Genomic DNA, 14405 nt, shown 5'->3' with positions numbered 1-14405 from the left:
TGGCGTTATGACCGTTTTATGGGACTCTCATCCTATGACGCCGATCACAGAGGTGGAGGGGCGACGGCTCGCGCTCAGCAATCTCGACAAGGTCCTGTATCCCGCGAGCGGCTTCACCAAGGGCGAGGTCCTGCACTACTACGCGAGCACCGCCGACGCCCTCCTCCCCCACCTCCGCGACCGGCCCGTCTCCTTCCTGCGCTATCCGGACGGCCCCGACGGCCAGCGGTTCTTCGCCAAGAACGTGCCGCCGGGCACCCCGGACTGGGTGCGGACCGCCGAGGTGCCCCGCTCCCGCTCGGAGGGGAGGGCGCGGCAGGTCCTCGTCCAGGACCTGGCCACGCTGATGTGGGCGGCCAACCTGGTCACCGAGTTCCATGTGCCGCAGTGGCGGGCCGACGCCCCGGCGCGGGCCGACCGGATGGTCCTCGACCTGGATCCCGGCCCGCCCGCCTCGGTCGTCGAGTGCTGCCGGGCGGCGCTCTGGCTGCGGGAGCGGCTGACCGCCGACGGATTCCACGTGTACGCCAAGACGTCGGGCAGCAAGGGGCTGCACCTGCTCGTACCGCTGGAACCGACCCCCTCCGAACGGGTCACCGCGTACGCCAAAGGGCTGGCAGTCGAGGCGGAGCGCGAGCTGCCCGGGCTCGTCGTGCACCGCATGACGCGGAGCCTGCGCCCCGGCAAGGTCTTCGTCGACTTCAGCCAGAACGCCGCCGCCAAGACCACCGCCGCCCCCTACACCCTGCGGGCCCGCCCAGAGCCGACCGTCTCCACCCCCGTGACCTGGGACGAGGTCGAGGAGTGCGAGGAGCCGGGACAGCTGGCCTTCGCCGCGGACGACGTCGGGCCCCGGCTGCGGCGGCTCGGGGATCTGTTCGCGCCCCTCGCGGACCCGGACCTGGCGCGCCCGCTCCCCTGACCCACTGGCACAGGAACCCCCCGGCACACACCGCATGTGACCGGCATCACCTCTAATCAAGTTTGACTAGCGCCCCTTCACGGCATACCTTCTTCGTCACTAGTCAAAGTTGATGAGGAGACCGCGTGACCCTTCTTCCCGAGACCGGATACGTCCCGACCGCCGAGGACCGCGCGAGCCTGGACGCCTGGTTCGCCGAGTACGACGCGCACAGCGCGAAGCGCGACGTGGAGCGGATGGCCGACCTGGCCGTCTTCCCGCTCAACCTGGTCAGCGACGACTCCGCGGGCGACGGCCGGGCGGCGCAGTGGGACCGGGAGCAGTTCGTGGGGACCATGACGCACGTCATGGGGGACGGCAGCGAGGACATCACCTTCGAGTCCACGCGCACGCCCGTCTTCCTCTCCCCCGCGATGGCCGTCGTCTTCACCGACTCGGTGATGACGGCGAACGGCGAGACGCAGCAGCTGCGCTACGCCGACATCCTGATCAGGCGCGGCGGGTCCTGGGCCTTCCAGACCATGATCCAGGGCGGCTGGGGGGACAACCTGTAACTCAGACCCGCTCCCAGGTGTGGCGGTCCCTGGCCAGGGCGTGCAGGGCCTCCACATCGGCCGGTTTCAGCACCCCGCCGAGCCGGGCCAGCGCCGGCAGGTCCGCCTCGCGCAGCACCCGCACGTCGCGCGGCGGCGCCGCCACGTCCAGGTCGGCTGCGCCGGTCCCGGCCAGCGCCAGGACGGGGCGGACCTCGGCCGTCAGCGCGAAGGAGGCCCGGCCCGCGTCCGAGCGGAGCATGCGCAGCAGCGGGAACGGCTCGGCGCGGCCGACCGTGACCATCGGGTCGGCGATGCGCACCCGCTGCTTGCGGACGGCGAGGGTGCCCACGCAGAACAGGCCACCGGGACCGATCAGCAGATGGTGGATGCGGGCGCCGCCGGGCAGCGGCAGGGAGTGCAGCACCCGCCAGCCCGCGCCCTCCAGAGCGTCCAGGGCCTCCCCGACCGACTGTTCGGCGGCGAGCGCGCGGTGCCGGGGGTCGGCGCGCAGCCTGCGGGCGGGCGCCGGGTCGCGGTCCAGAGAGATCTGCAGGGCCTCGCCGGGCCGGTTGGGGGCGAGGTCGTCGTCCGGGTGGAGGGCGAGGCGGGCCAGCTCTCCCGGGGTGGGGGCGGGCGGTGGGCCCACCGTGACGTGACCGGTCAGGAAGGGCGCGAGGACATCCAGCACGTCCCGCTCGTGGTCCTCGCTGAGCAGGTTGACGCGGGACGCGTCACGGTCGTACCAAGCGATGTTCCTGCCGTCCGCGAGACACACGTACAACCGCTCCTGCCCGTGCCGCCAGGCCGGCACGACGCGCAGTCCTGTCATGCGCCATCACCCCCTGGACCATGGGACCAGCCCGCACGCTCCCGCGGCAAGAACCCGGAGGCGGGCGACGGAAGTCGGGGCGTCTTTGCGCCGGGGGCGCCCGGTCCGGGCGGGAAATCCCTCCGGTGCCGTAACGGCACCGCCCGCACAGCTGTGGCCCGCTGTTACGCGGCGGTCGGCGACACTGTCGGGGTGCCGCGCGCGGACGGCGGCACGGCGGTCTTAGTGGTGCGGAAGATCCAGCAGGTCGACAAGAAGGACTTCCCCACCAATAAGGTGTACGGGGCGGCCGACCGACCCGGGCCGCGCCTGCTGACCTGCGGCGGGCCGCTCGTGGGCGGTCACCGCTCGGACAACATCATTCTCTACGCCGACCTCGTGTCCTGACAGCCGCCCCGGTGTCGCGGCCGCGGGCCCGGTGTCACGACAGCCGCGCTCCGCGGCAGGCAGGAGTGCAGTGAACCGCAGCCGGCTCGCGGCCGCCGCCCTCGCCGCCCTCGCCGTGGCGGCGGTGGGCGGCTGCGGCGATCCGGGCGGGCTGGAGGGCGCCGGCGCGACGCCGACCGCCCAGGGCCCCACTCATCTCTGGCCCGACCTGCCGTCCCCCTCGGTGCCCGCCGAGGACTACGGCGCCATAGAGAGCGTCAAGGTCGAGGGCGTCGAGGTGCCGAAGGGCGGCCTGCGCGAGGTGGACCCGGTCGACGTGGTCCGCGCGGACTTCGCCGAGAACCCGGGGACGTACGAACGTTCCGACTCCGCGTATCAGGAGACCGTCGAGCGGCTGGAGGACTGCGCCGAGGACGGCTCCGGCGAGAAGGGGCGGTGTCCCGTCCTCAAGGCGTACTACCGCGACCTGACCGGGGACGGCGAGGACGACCTGATCGTCGGCGTCGCGACGCCCGACGACAACCTCGACATCCGCGTCTACGCCGAGAGGGAGCGGCAGCTGACGCAGATCATGGAGATGAGCGACGCCGTGCTCGGCGTCGAGCTGGCCGGGCGCGACCTGATCATCCGCGCCGTCTCCAGCCTCGCGGGGTACGAGTACCACACCGTCTGGTCCTGGGACTCGCACCAGAAGACGATGCTGCCGACGAGCGACGAGATCGTCCGCGCCCCGAACGCGCCGCGGCCCAAGACGCCCCGGCCCTCCCCCGCGAAGCCCTCCGGGAGCGGTACGCCTTCGGCGGGCTCCTCCTCCGCGGGCGGCGGGCGATGAGCCACCGGCAGCCGCGCGGGCCGCGGCTCCCCGCCTGGACGGCCACCCTCACCTGGAAGGCCGCGGTCTTCATCACCGTCATGTGCTGCGCGCTCGCCGCGCTGCTCGGCGCGCTCGTGCACGTGTCGGTGACCAACCAGACCGTGGGCCAGGCCCGCGAGCGCGCCCTCGCACGGCTCACCGAGGTCACCGAGCGGTACGAGGCGGGCGACCGGCTCGGGCCCGGCGCCGGCGTCGACCCGCCGGGCCTGCCCGGCAGCCTGCGCGACCTCGCGCTGAGCGGGGAGCGCGGCACGATGGTCGCCGCCCACGAGTCCCGGCCGACGATGTGGGCCGCGGGGCCCGCCGACGGGCACCGGGCCATCGCCGTCCAGGTCGACTACGCGCAGGGCGCCCGTACCATCGACGGCCTCGACCGGGCGATCCTCGGCTCCTCCGTGCTGGCGATCGGCGCGACGCTGCTCGTCGGCGCGTTCGCCGTGACGCGGGTGACGCGGCGGCTGCACCAGACGGCGCAGGTGGCGCGGAGGATCAGCGCGGGCGATCTGGACGCGCGGGTCAGGGACCCGCACTCCGGTCCTGACGCCACGGGGGTGCCCCGCCGTCAGGACGAGGTGGCCGCGGTCGCCGGGGCGCTGGACACGATGGCGTCCACGCTGCAGGGCAAGCTCCTGAGCGAGCAGCGGTTCACCGCGGACGTCGCGCACGAGTTGCGCACCCCGCTGACCGGGTTGCACGCGGCGGCCGAGCTGCTGCCGCCGGGCCGGCCGACCGAGCTGGTGCGGGACCGGGTCGCCGCGCTGCGGACGCTGACCGAGGACCTGTTGGAGATCTCCCGGCTCGACGCGAAGAGCGAGCGGGTGGACCTGGACGCGCACCGGCTCGCTCCACTGGCCGAGCGCGTGGTGCGCTCTTCGGGCGAGGGCACGGAACTCGTCGTCGTACGGGATGTGTGCGTGGAGACCGACCGGCGGCGTCTTGAGCGGGTCCTCAACAACCTCGTCGCCAACGCGCTCAAGCACGGGCGGGCGCCGGTGCTCGTGACTGTCGACGGCCCCGTCGTCTCCGTGCGGGACCACGGCGACGGCTACCCGGACTACCTGGTGGAGCACGGGCCGCAGCGGTTCCGCACCGAGGGGACGAGCAAGGGGCACGGGCTCGGCCTGACCATCGCGCTCGGGCAGGCGGCGGTCCTCGGCGCGCGGCTGAGGTTCTCGAACGCGGCGGACGGCGGGGCGGTGGCGACCCTGCGGCTGCCGTTCGAGGAGGCGCCGGAGGGCGGCGACGGGGGCGAGCCGCGTTAGGCGGTTGCGCCACCCGTGGACTTCTGGGGTTGCGGGTGCGGTTGTGCGCACCCACGGTGTCGCTTTTAGTGAGAATCGCGGCCTTTGCGCAACCGTCCGGCCGCCCCACCCACTCACCTGAGGAGTCCTCATGTCCCTGCGGACCACCGCCATCCGGCTCGGCACGGTCACCGCCGGCTGCGCCCTCGCCGCCCTCACCGTCACCGGCCCGGCGACGGCCCTGGACGACCCCGACCACGTCACCAAGCCCCAGAAGGCCGAGAAGACGCAGACCCAAAAGACGCAGAAGACACAGAAGACACAGAAGCCGCAGGCCCAGAAGCCCCGGAAGGCCGAGAGCAAGCCACCCGTCTACAAGGGCCGCGTCACCGCCAAGTCGGGGCTCCTGCTCCGCACCTCCCCGACCCGCGGCGGCAAGGTGGTCCGCAGCGTGCCCCACGGCAAGGTCGTCACCATCTTCTGCAGGACCAAGGGCGACCGCGTCGCCAACAACTACGTCTGGTACCTGCTCACCGACGGGACCTGGGCCTGGGGGTCCGCGCACTACATCGCCAACATCGGCAAGGTGCCCCGCTGGTGCTGACGCCATGGCCGACATAGTCGACATAAGCGGACTTCAGGGCGATTGCTTGCTACGTTCCGGGCATGGCCGGAACGAGCGCGGACCCCGCACCCCCAGCGGGCCCCGCTGTCCGGGTCGTCCACGTCCCCCGGCGCCGCGGCACCGAACTCGCCCTGCTCGTCGTCGCCGTCCTGCTCTCCGTGTACGGCTACTGCGACGTCGGCCTCGCCCGACACGGCACCGTCCCGCCCGGCGCCGCCGGTTACGGCGCCGGGCTCGGTGTGCTCGCCCTCCTCGCGCACCTCGCCGTCCGCTTCCGCGCCCCGTACGCCGACCCGCTGCTGCTGCCCATCGCGGTGCTCCTCAACGGCCTGGGCCTGGTCCTCATCTACCGGCTCGACCTGGAGACCCCGAACGACGAGGCCGCGCCCGCCCAGCTGATCTGGTCGACGGTCGGCGTGGCCCTCTTCATCGTCGCCGTCCTCGTCCTCCGCGACCACCGCGTGCTGCAGCGCTACGCCTATCTCTCCGTCGTCACCGCGCTGATCCTGATGATCGTGCCGATCTTCTTCCCCGCCGTGAACGGCGCCCGGATCTGGATCAGGGTCGGCGGCTTCTCCATCCAGCCCGGCGAGTTCGCGAAGATCCTGCTCGCGGTCTTCTTCGCCAGCTACCTCGCCGCCAACCGCAACGCCCTCGCCTACACCGGCCGCACCATCTGGCGGTTCGAACGCCTCCAACTGCCCACCGGACGCGTCCTCGGCCCCATCGTCGCGATCTGGCTGCTCAGCGTCGGCGTCCTCGTCCTGGAGCGCGACCTCGGCACCTCGCTGCTCTTCTTCGGGCTCTTCGTGATCCTGCTGTACGTCGCCACGGGCCGCATCGGCTGGATCGCGGTCGGCCTGCTGCTCGCCGCGTTCGGCGCGTTCGCGGTCGGCTCGCTGGAGCCGCACGTCCACAGCCGCGTGGAGGACTGGCTGCACCCCTTCGCCTCCATCGACGCGGGACGGGGGCCGAACCAACTCGCGCAGTCGCTCTTCGCGTTCGCGGCAGGAGGGATGCTCGGCACCGGGCTCGGCCTCGGCCACTCCATCCTCATCGGCTTCGCCGCGAAGTCCGACTTCATCCTGGCCACGGCGGGTGAGGAGCTGGGGCTCGCGGGACTCTGCGCCATCTTCCTGCTCTACGCGCTGCTCGTGGAGCGCGGCTTCCGGGCCGGGCTCGCGCTGCGCGACGCGTTCGGGCGGCTGCTCGCGATCGGGCTCGCCTCGATCGTCGCGCTCCAGGTGTTCGTGATCGCGGGCGGCGTCATGGGGCTCATCCCGCTCACCGGCATGGCGATGCCGTTCCTCGCGCAGGGCGGTTCCTCGGTCGTCACCAACTGGATCATCGTGGCGCTGCTGATCCGCGTCAGCGACTCGGCGCGCGCCCAGCCCGTCCCCGCGGAGACCGCGTGACACGGCACATCCGGCACGCCGCCGCGTTCTGCGCGCTGCTGCTCGTCGCCCTGCTCGCCAACGCCACCCGCGTCCAGGTCGTCCAGGCCGGCGCGCTCGACGACAACCCGGCCAACCGCCGCAACGCCATCGTCCGCTTCGGTCAGCCGCGCGGCGACATCCTCGTCGACGGGCGGCCCGTCACCGGCTCCAGGGACACCGGCGAGCAGCTCCGCTACGAACGGACGTACCGGAACGGGCCGTTGTACGCACCCGTCACCGGCTTCGCCTCGCAGGTGTACGGCACGACCTTCCTGGAGAACACCGAGGACGACCTCCTCTCCGGCACCGATCCGATGCTCGCCCCGCTCCCCCTGTGGAACGACATCACCCGCACGCAGAACCCCGGCGGCAAGGTCGAGACCACCATCAAGGCGCCGGTGCAGCAGGCCGCGTACGCGGGTCTCGGCGGCAAGCGCGGGGCGGTCGTCGCGGTCGAGCCGTCCACCGGGAAGATCCTCGCGCTGGTCAGCACCCCCTCGTACGACCCCGAACGGCTCTCCGGGACCCGTGGTTCGGTCGCGGACAGCTGGGCGGAGCTGAACGGCAGCCCGGACAAGCCGATGCTGAACCGGGCGATCCGCCAGACCTACCCGCCCGGCTCGACGTTCAAGGTGGTGACGGCCGCGGCGGCGCTCGACTCGGGCACGGTGACGGACCTGGACGCGCCGACCAAGTCCCCGAGCCCGTACACGCTGCCGGGCACCACCACACAGCTGACCAACGAGGTGGAGGGCTGCAAGAACGCGAGTCTGCGCTACGCCTTCCGGTGGTCCTGCAACACGATGTTCGCGAAGCTCGGCGTCGACACGGGCCTCGGTCCGATGACGGAGACGGCGCGCGGCTTCGGCTTCGACGACGGCGGGCTGCGGATCCCGTCGTCCGTCGCCGCGTCCCACTTCGACACGTCGATGGACAAGGCGCAGCTCGCGCTCTCCGCCATCGGGCAGTACGACACCCGGGCGACGCCGTTGCAGATGGCGATGGTGTCGGCGGCCGTGGCGAACGGCGGCTCTGTCATGTCACCCCACCTTGTGGACCGTACGACGAGCGACGACGGCGACGTGGTCGACACCACGGGGGCCAGAACGCTGCGGCAGGCGATGAATCCGGGCACGGCGGCGCAGCTGCGCGAGATGATGACGCAGGTCGTCGAGGAGGGCACCGGCGCGAACGCGGCGATCCGCGGCGTGACCGTCGGCGGCAAGACGGGCACGGCCCAGCACGGCATCGACAACTCCGGCACGCCGTACGCCTGGTTCGTCTCCTGGGCGCAGGCGGCCGACGACCCGGAGCCCTCGGTGGCGGTCGCCGTGGTCGTCGAGGACGCGTCGGCGGACCGGGGGGACATCAGCGGGGGCGGCAGCGCGGCGCCCATCGCGAAGGCGGTGATGGAGGCGGCGATCAGCGCCCGCTGACCTCCTCGGTGGAGTCAGTCCGCCGCACCCGACGCGATCGCGTTCCCGACCTCCGCCACGCGCTCCCGCTCCTCGGCCGCGAAGCGCTCCGCGTCCAGCTTCTCGGCGATCTCCTCGTCCTGCGCCATGAGCCGGTCGAGGTTGGCGTCGCCCATCTCGAAGACGCCCATGTCGACGTACGCCTCCTGGAGGCGCTTGCCCCACAGGCCGATGTCCTTGACGCACGGCACGATGCGGGAGAACAGCAACTGCCGGAAGAGGGCGAGGAATTCGGAGTGCTCGCTGTACTCCTGGGCCTGCGCCCCGGGGATCCCGAAGTTCTCCAGCACCTCGACGCCGCGCAGCCTGTCGCGCATCAGGTAGCAGCCCTCGATGACGAACTCCTCGCGCTCGCGCAGTTCGGCGTCCGTGAGCTGCTTGTAGTAGTCGCGCAGCGCCATCCGGCCGAAGGCCACGTGCCGGGCCTCGTCCTGCATGACGTAGGCGAGGATCTGCCGGGGCAGCGGCTTGTCCGTGGTGTCGCGGAGCATGCCGAACGCGGCGAGCGCGAGGCCCTCGATGAGCACCTGCATGCCGAGGTAGGGCATGTCCCAGCGGGAGTCGCGCAGGGTGTCGCCGAGCAGCGACTGGAGGTTGTCGTTGATCGGGTAGAGCATCCCGATCTTCTCGTGCAGGAAGCGGCCGTAGATCTCCGCGTGCCGCGCCTCGTCCATGGTCTGCGTCGCGGAGTAGAACTTCGCGTCCAGGTCGGGGACCGACTCGACGATGCGGGCCGCGCACACCATGGCGCCCTGCTCGCCGTGGAGGAACTGGCTGAACTGCCAGGAGGCGTAGTGCTTGCGCAGCTCGCCCTTGTCCCTCTCGGTCATCTTCGCCCAGTGCGGCGTGCCGTAGAGGGTCATCGACTCGTCGGGGGTGCCGAGGGGGTCGAGCGGGTCGACCTCAAGGTCCCAGTCGATGCGCTTGGCGCCGTCCCACTGCTTGTCCTTGCCCTTCTGGTAGAGAGCGAGGAGGCGGTCGCGCCCATCGTCGTACTCCCAGCTGAGACGGGCCGAACCGGCGGACGGTACTTGCCAGTTGAGCCCAGCCGGCGGACTGGTGTAAAGCTCGTGCGTCGCCATGACGGCAGGCTCACACGCTGATGGACAAGGGGTCAACAAGTCGCGCGCAAGGGATTGACGGCCTTGCTGACAAGCAGTCTCATAAGAGTTGACCGCCGGTAACCCCGCGACAAGGCAGGAACAGTCATGACGACCGTGCCGGAAGACGTTTCGCTCGACGGCCTGCGGGACGCGCTCGGGCTGCTCAAGGACCGGGAGCAGGTCGCCGCCCGCCTCCTGGAGTCGTCCGCCAAGCACTCCTTCGACCCGGACAAGGATCTCGACTGGGACGCCCCTCTTGAGGAGGGCAAGTGGTTCTGGCCGCCGGAGCTCGTGTCGCTCTACGACACCCCGATGTGGAAGCGGATGTCCGAGGAGCAGCGGCTCGACCTCGCCCGGCACGAGGCCGCCTCGCTCACCTCGCTCGGCATCTGGTTCGAGATCATCCTGATGCAGCTGCTCGTCCGGCACATCTACGACAAGTCCGTGACCAGCGCGCATGTACGGTACGCCCTCACCGAGATCGCCGACGAGTGCCGGCACTCGATGATGTTCGCCCGGGTGATCCACAAGGGCGGCGCCCCGACGTACCCGGTCTCGCGCATCCACCACAACCTCGCGCGCGTCCTGAAGACGGTCTCCACCACCCCCGGCTCCTTCGCCTGCACCCTCCTCGGCGAGGAGATCCTCGACTGGATGCAGCGCCTCACGTTCCCGGACGAGCGCGTCCAGACGCTGGTGCGCGGCGTGACCCGCATCCACGTCGTCGAAGAGGCGCGCCATGTCCGGTACGCGCGGGAGGAGTTGCGGCGCCAGATGGTGACCGCGCCCCGCTGGGAGCGCGAGCTCACCCGCCTCAGCTGCGGCGAGGCCGCACGGGTCTTCTCCATCGCCTTCGTGAACCCCGAGGTCTACACCAACGTCGGCCTCGACCGGCGCGAGGCCGTGGCCCAGGTGAAGGCGAGCGGCCACCGCAGGGAGGTCATGCAGAGCGGGGCGAAGCGGCTCACGGACTTTTTGGACGACATCGGTGTGATGCGCGGTGTCGGGCGACGGCTTTGGCGGTCGTCAGGGCTGCTCGCCTAGGTTTCTTCGCTGCGGGTGCGCTGTGGCTGGTCGCGCCCGCGCGGCGGAGCCGCAGATGTCCCGGTCCCGCGCCCCTGAAGGGGCGCACCCCGAGTTACGCTGCGGGCATGACTTCGCCTGCCGCCACCCCTGCCTACCGTCGCATGAGCGTCGAGGCGCGGCGGCGGCAGTTGCTGGACTCCGCGCTCACCCTCTTCGCGCACCGCGCGCCCGAGGAGGTCAACCTCGACGACGTCGCCGAGGCGGCCGGGGTCTCGCGCCCGCTCGTCTACCGCTACTTCCCCGGCGGGAAGCAGCAGCTGTACGAGGCCGCGCTGCGGTCCGCCGCCGACGACCTGGAGCAGTGCTTCGCCGAGCCGCCGGACGGGCCGCTCACCCGGCGGCTCTCCCGGGCCCTCGACCGGTACCTGGCCTTCGTCGACCAGCACGACACGGGGTTCAGCGCACTGCTCCAGGGCGGCAGCGTGGTGGAGACCTCACGGACGACCGCCATCGTCGACGGCGTGCGCCGGGCCGCCGCCGAGCACATCCTCAGCCACCTGGGCGTGCCGGAGCCGGGTCCGCGGCTGCGGATGACGGTACGGATGTGGATCACGGCGGTCGAGGCGGCCTCGCTGATCTGGCTGGACGAGGAGAAGCAGCCGCCCCTCGACGACCTGCGGGACATGCTCGTGGAGCAGTTCATGGCGGTGCTCGTGACGACGGCGGGACGCGACCCGCAGACCGCGGACGTCGTCCGGTGGGCGCTGACCCTGGAGTCGCCGGAGGGCCCCGTCGGCGACCTCGCCCGGGGCGTGCTGCCCGTGGTGGCCGACGCGGCACACCTGCTCTGAGCCCTCTTCGCCCCGCGTGGTGTGACACTGGGGGCGTGAAGAGCGAAGACACCCCGTTCGTGGGCGGCCCCCTGGACGGCCGGGTGCTCCCGGTCCTCGTCGGGCCGACGGGGCATCCCCCGAAGACGTACCGCGTCCCGGTCCCCGACGACGCGGGCGGTCCCCCGACGGTCCTCGTGTACCGCCGTACCCCCGCCAGGCCCGGCAAGTGGCAGTACGAGTTCGACCCGGAGGGCGACAAGGGTGGCGGCCTGAAGTGGCCGTGGTCCAAACCGGGACCTCGCTGACCGTGCGCCTCTGCGGGTAGGTCGTGGCTGATCGCGCAGTTCCCCGCGCCCCTGACCCCGCACCTTCGCCCCGCCCCCCTGAAGCGCCCCCCCGCAGGGGGGATTTCAGGGGCGCGGGGAACTGCGCGACCAGCCACCGCCCACCCGCAGGCACAAACGGCGGGACGCGGGGATTTCAGGGGCGCGGGGAACTGCGCGGTCAGCCCCCACCCGCCCGCAGATGTGGACGACGGGACGCAACCCGCCACGCCGACGCCCCCTGCAAGGGTGACCCAGGTTGCGCCGACCGACCCCCGCCGGGAGGCGACCCCCGCGGCCGGGCCGGAAGCTCACCCTGCGCGCAGGAGAGCCCTCCGCGCACCGGAGGTGATGACGTGTCAGACACGCTGCTGCGGTGGGTCTGCACAGGGGCCGCCCTCGGCGCCCTGTGCATGACCGCTCCCCCGGCCCAGGCGGCCCCGACCCCGGAAGGGCGCAGCGTCACCGCCCTCCTGACGGACCTTCACCGGCTCTACCAAGCGGCCGAGGAAGCCTCGGAGACGTACAACGCGACCGAGGAGAAGCTGAAGAAGCAGCGAGCCAGAGCCAAGGCTCTGGACGACGCGCTGGCGAAGGCGCGCGCCGCCGTGCGCGACAGCCGGGGCGACGCGGGCCTGTTCGCCCGGCAGCAGTACCAGGGCACCACCGAGCTCTCCCCCTACGTACGGCTGCTGCTCGCCCGCGACCCGCAGCGCGCCCTCGACCAGGGTCACGTCATCGGGCGGATGGCCGCGGGCCGGGCCGCCACGGTGGAGCGGCTGCTCGGCGGCGAGAAGAAGGCGGACGACCTCGCGAGGGCGGCGAAGAAGGCACTGACGGACCGGGCCGCGCTCGCCGCACGCCAGAAGAAGCAGCGCGACAAGGTCGAGGGCCAGCTGCGGGAGGTGGAGGAGCTGCTCTCCTCCCTGAGCGCGGACCAGCTGGCCGCGCTCATGGAGGCGGAGGAGGCGGGCACGGCCGAGGCGCAGGAGAAGTTCCTGGCGTCGGGCGCGCTCGGGGAGCCTGGGGCGTACGGAGCGCCCGGGGCACACGGGGCGTCCGGTGCGCGCGGGGCGCGCGGTGGGAGCCCCGCCACCCGGCCCCCCTCCCGCCAGGGCGACAAGGCGCTCGACTACGCGGTCCGGCAGATCGGCCGGCCCTACAAGTGGGGCGCCGAGGGCCCGAAGGCGTTCGACTGCTCGGGGCTGACCTCGCGGGCCTGGGCGCACGCGGGCCGGAAGATCCCGCGGACCAGCCAGGAGCAGTGGGCCGAGCTGCGCCGCATCCCCCTGTCGAAGCTGCGCCCCGGTGACCTCGTCGTCTACTTCCGCAGGGCCACGCACGTGGCGATGTACCTGGGCGACGGCAAGGTCGTCCAGGCACCGCGCCCCGGCGCCCGCGTCAAGGTCTCGCCGATCGCGGCGAACCCGGTGCTCGGCGCGGTGCGGCCCGACCCCGGGGGCCGGGCCGTGTCGGCGTACACGCCGCCGAAGCTGCCCGAGGGCGCCACCTCGGGCAGCGACCTCGGGTACGGCGCGGGTCAGGCGCCGGGCGCCACCGACTCCAGGTAGGCGGCCGCCTTCTCCGGGTCGAAGAAGAAGTTCTCGAAGTCGGCCGGGTCGTTGAAGCCGTTGGCGAACCGGTCGGCGACCGGTTGCAGCTGACCGGCCGCGCCGAGGATGTTCAGGACGTGCTCCGGCGGGGCGCCCAGCATGGCGTTGGTCCACTTGGTGACCCACTGCGCGGTGTCCCAGTAGCGGTCGAACGCCGACTGCATCCACTCCGCGTCGAACGGCTTGTCGCCGTGCTCGACGATGGAGGAGATGTACGAGGCGGCGCACTTGGACGCCGAGTTGGAGCCCTGGCCGGTGATCGGGTCGTTGGCGACGACGACGTCGGCGACGCCGAGGACCAGGCCACCGCTGGGGAGCCGGCCGATGGGCTTGCGCACGGTGGGGGCGTAGCGCCCGGCCAGCGTGCCGCCCGCGTCGGTCAGCTCGACCTTCGTGGCGCGCGCGTACTCCCAGGGCAGGAACTTCTCCAGGAGTTCGAGGGTGAGCGCCAGGTGCTCGCTCGGGTCCTTGACGCCCTGGAAGACGTCGAGCGGGCCGCCGGGGATGCCCTCCCAGAAGAGGATGTCCGCGCGGCCCGACGTGGTGAGCGTCGGCATGACGAAGAGCTCGCCGACGCCGGGCACGAGGTTGCAGCGCACCGCGTCGAACTCGGGGTGCTCGGGGCGCGGGCCGAGCCCGTGGACGTACGCCACGGAGAGCGCGCGCTGCGGGGCGTCGAACGGCGAGCGGGAGGCGTCGCGCTCGAACATGGACACCAGCTCGCCCTTGCCCGCCGAGACGAGCACCAGGTCGTAGGTGCGCGCGAAGTAGTCGAGGTCGGAGACGGCCGCGCCGTGGATGACCAGCTGGCCGCCGCGCTGCGCGAACGTCTCCATCCAGCCCGCCATCTTCACGCGCTGGTCGACGGATTGCGCGTACCCGTCGAGCTTGCCGACCCAGTCGATGACGCGGGAGGAGTCGGGGCCTGCGACCGAGACGCCGACGCCCTCGATCTTCGGGGCCTGCGACTCCCAGAAGTTGGCCTGGATGTCCCGCTCGTGCTGGAGCGCGGTGTGGAACATGCACTGCGTGGACATGACCCGGCCCGACCGGATCTCGTCCGCCGTGCGGTTGGACATCAGGGTGACCTCGTACCCCTGCGCCTGGAGCCCGAGAGCGATCTGGAGCCCGGACTGCCCGGCTCCGACGACAAGTATCTTCCGCATAGGGGGTCCTTCTTCT

At 72.1% G+C, this 14405-nt stretch carries 15 protein-coding genes; 12 read left to right on the top strand and 3 right to left on the bottom strand.

Annotated features, from left to right (window positions below):
• The first annotated feature begins 34 nt into the window (after positions 1 to 34).
• Entirely contained in the window at positions 35 to 922 is an 888-nt protein-coding gene (gene ligD, locus AB0H82_RS08385) for a non-homologous end-joining DNA ligase (protein WP_362990189.1), read from the top strand.
• Between the two features lie 125 nt (positions 923 to 1047).
• Positions 1048 to 1476, top strand: coding sequence for a nuclear transport factor 2 family protein (locus AB0H82_RS08380; protein WP_362990187.1), 429 nt, complete (start codon positions 1048 to 1050; stop codon positions 1474 to 1476).
• 1 nt (position 1477) lies between these two features.
• Here the strand turns inward: AB0H82_RS08380 and AB0H82_RS08375 are convergent, their stop codons facing one another.
• Positions 1478 to 2287 carry a nuclease-related domain-containing protein gene (locus AB0H82_RS08375; protein ID WP_362990185.1) on the bottom strand — a complete coding sequence of 270 codons (810 nt, stop codon included), beginning with the start codon at positions 2285 to 2287 and terminating at the stop codon, positions 1478 to 1480.
• 192 nt (positions 2288 to 2479) lie between these two features.
• Here AB0H82_RS08375 and AB0H82_RS08370 point away from each other — a divergent pair, with 192 nt between their 5' ends.
• The 6 genes from AB0H82_RS08370 (at position 2480) to AB0H82_RS08345 (ending at position 8286) form a co-directional block, all read left to right on the top strand.
• Complete coding sequence (locus tag AB0H82_RS08370; RefSeq protein WP_362990183.1) at positions 2480 to 2674, top strand: hypothetical protein; 195 nt, start codon at positions 2480 to 2482, stop codon at positions 2672 to 2674.
• A 70-nt stretch (positions 2675 to 2744) separates the two neighbouring features.
• Positions 2745 to 3506, top strand: a complete 762-nt coding sequence (locus tag AB0H82_RS08365) for a hypothetical protein (protein WP_362990181.1) — start codon at positions 2745 to 2747, stop codon at positions 3504 to 3506.
• Entirely contained in the window at positions 3503 to 4810 is a 1308-nt protein-coding gene (locus AB0H82_RS08360) for a HAMP domain-containing sensor histidine kinase (RefSeq protein WP_362990179.1), read from the top strand. The genes AB0H82_RS08365 and AB0H82_RS08360 overlap by 4 nt, the downstream gene beginning before the upstream one ends.
• A gap of 130 nt (positions 4811 to 4940) precedes the next feature.
• Positions 4941 to 5393, top strand: coding sequence for an SH3 domain-containing protein (locus tag AB0H82_RS08355; RefSeq protein WP_362990177.1), 453 nt, complete (start codon positions 4941 to 4943; stop codon positions 5391 to 5393).
• A gap of 62 nt (positions 5394 to 5455) precedes the next feature.
• Positions 5456 to 6829 (top strand): FtsW/RodA/SpoVE family cell cycle protein, encoded by a 1374-nt coding sequence (locus AB0H82_RS08350; RefSeq protein WP_362990175.1) that lies wholly within the window; start codon positions 5456 to 5458, stop codon positions 6827 to 6829.
• Entirely contained in the window at positions 6826 to 8286 is a 1461-nt protein-coding gene (locus tag AB0H82_RS08345; RefSeq protein ID WP_362990173.1) for a penicillin-binding protein 2, read from the top strand. The genes AB0H82_RS08350 and AB0H82_RS08345 overlap by 4 nt, the downstream gene beginning before the upstream one ends.
• 14 nt (positions 8287 to 8300) lie before the next feature.
• Here the strand turns inward: AB0H82_RS08345 and AB0H82_RS08340 are convergent, their stop codons facing one another.
• Positions 8301 to 9407: a ferritin-like domain-containing protein gene (locus AB0H82_RS08340; RefSeq protein ID WP_362990171.1), complete on the bottom strand. Its 1107-nt coding sequence runs from the start codon at positions 9405 to 9407 to the stop codon at positions 8301 to 8303.
• A 126-nt stretch (positions 9408 to 9533) separates the two neighbouring features.
• Between AB0H82_RS08340 and AB0H82_RS08335 the strand changes: the two genes are divergently transcribed.
• The 4 genes from AB0H82_RS08335 to AB0H82_RS08320 all read left to right on the top strand — a co-directional run bounded on the left by AB0H82_RS08335 (position 9534) and on the right by AB0H82_RS08320 (position 13181).
• On the top strand, positions 9534 to 10472 hold the full coding sequence (locus AB0H82_RS08335; RefSeq protein ID WP_362990169.1) for a diiron oxygenase: 939 nt from the start codon (positions 9534 to 9536) through the stop codon (positions 10470 to 10472).
• Between the two features lie 107 nt (positions 10473 to 10579).
• The gene (locus AB0H82_RS08330) at positions 10580 to 11305 is read left to right on the top strand and encodes a TetR/AcrR family transcriptional regulator (RefSeq protein WP_362990167.1); all 726 of its coding nucleotides are present in this window, start codon (positions 10580 to 10582) and stop codon (positions 11303 to 11305) included.
• Between the two features lie 35 nt (positions 11306 to 11340).
• The gene (locus AB0H82_RS08325; protein ID WP_362990165.1) at positions 11341 to 11592 is read left to right on the top strand and encodes a hypothetical protein; all 252 of its coding nucleotides are present in this window, start codon (positions 11341 to 11343) and stop codon (positions 11590 to 11592) included.
• A 431-nt stretch (positions 11593 to 12023) separates the two neighbouring features.
• Complete coding sequence (locus AB0H82_RS08320; protein WP_362990425.1) at positions 12024 to 13181, top strand: NlpC/P60 family protein; 1158 nt, start codon at positions 12024 to 12026, stop codon at positions 13179 to 13181.
• Here AB0H82_RS08320 and AB0H82_RS08315 read toward each other — a convergent pair.
• On the bottom strand, positions 13151 to 14389 hold the full coding sequence (locus tag AB0H82_RS08315; RefSeq protein WP_362990163.1) for a styrene monooxygenase/indole monooxygenase family protein: 1239 nt from the start codon (positions 14387 to 14389) through the stop codon (positions 13151 to 13153). The two genes, AB0H82_RS08320 and AB0H82_RS08315, sit on opposite strands and share 31 nt — an antisense overlap.
• Positions 14390 to 14405: the final 16 nt, after the last annotated feature.

This window comes from Streptomyces sp. NPDC050732 (assembly GCF_040654255.1).
Taxonomy (GTDB): domain Bacteria; phylum Actinomycetota; class Actinomycetes; order Streptomycetales; family Streptomycetaceae; genus Streptomyces.
This window is presented reverse-complemented; position numbering and strand designations above follow the sequence as displayed.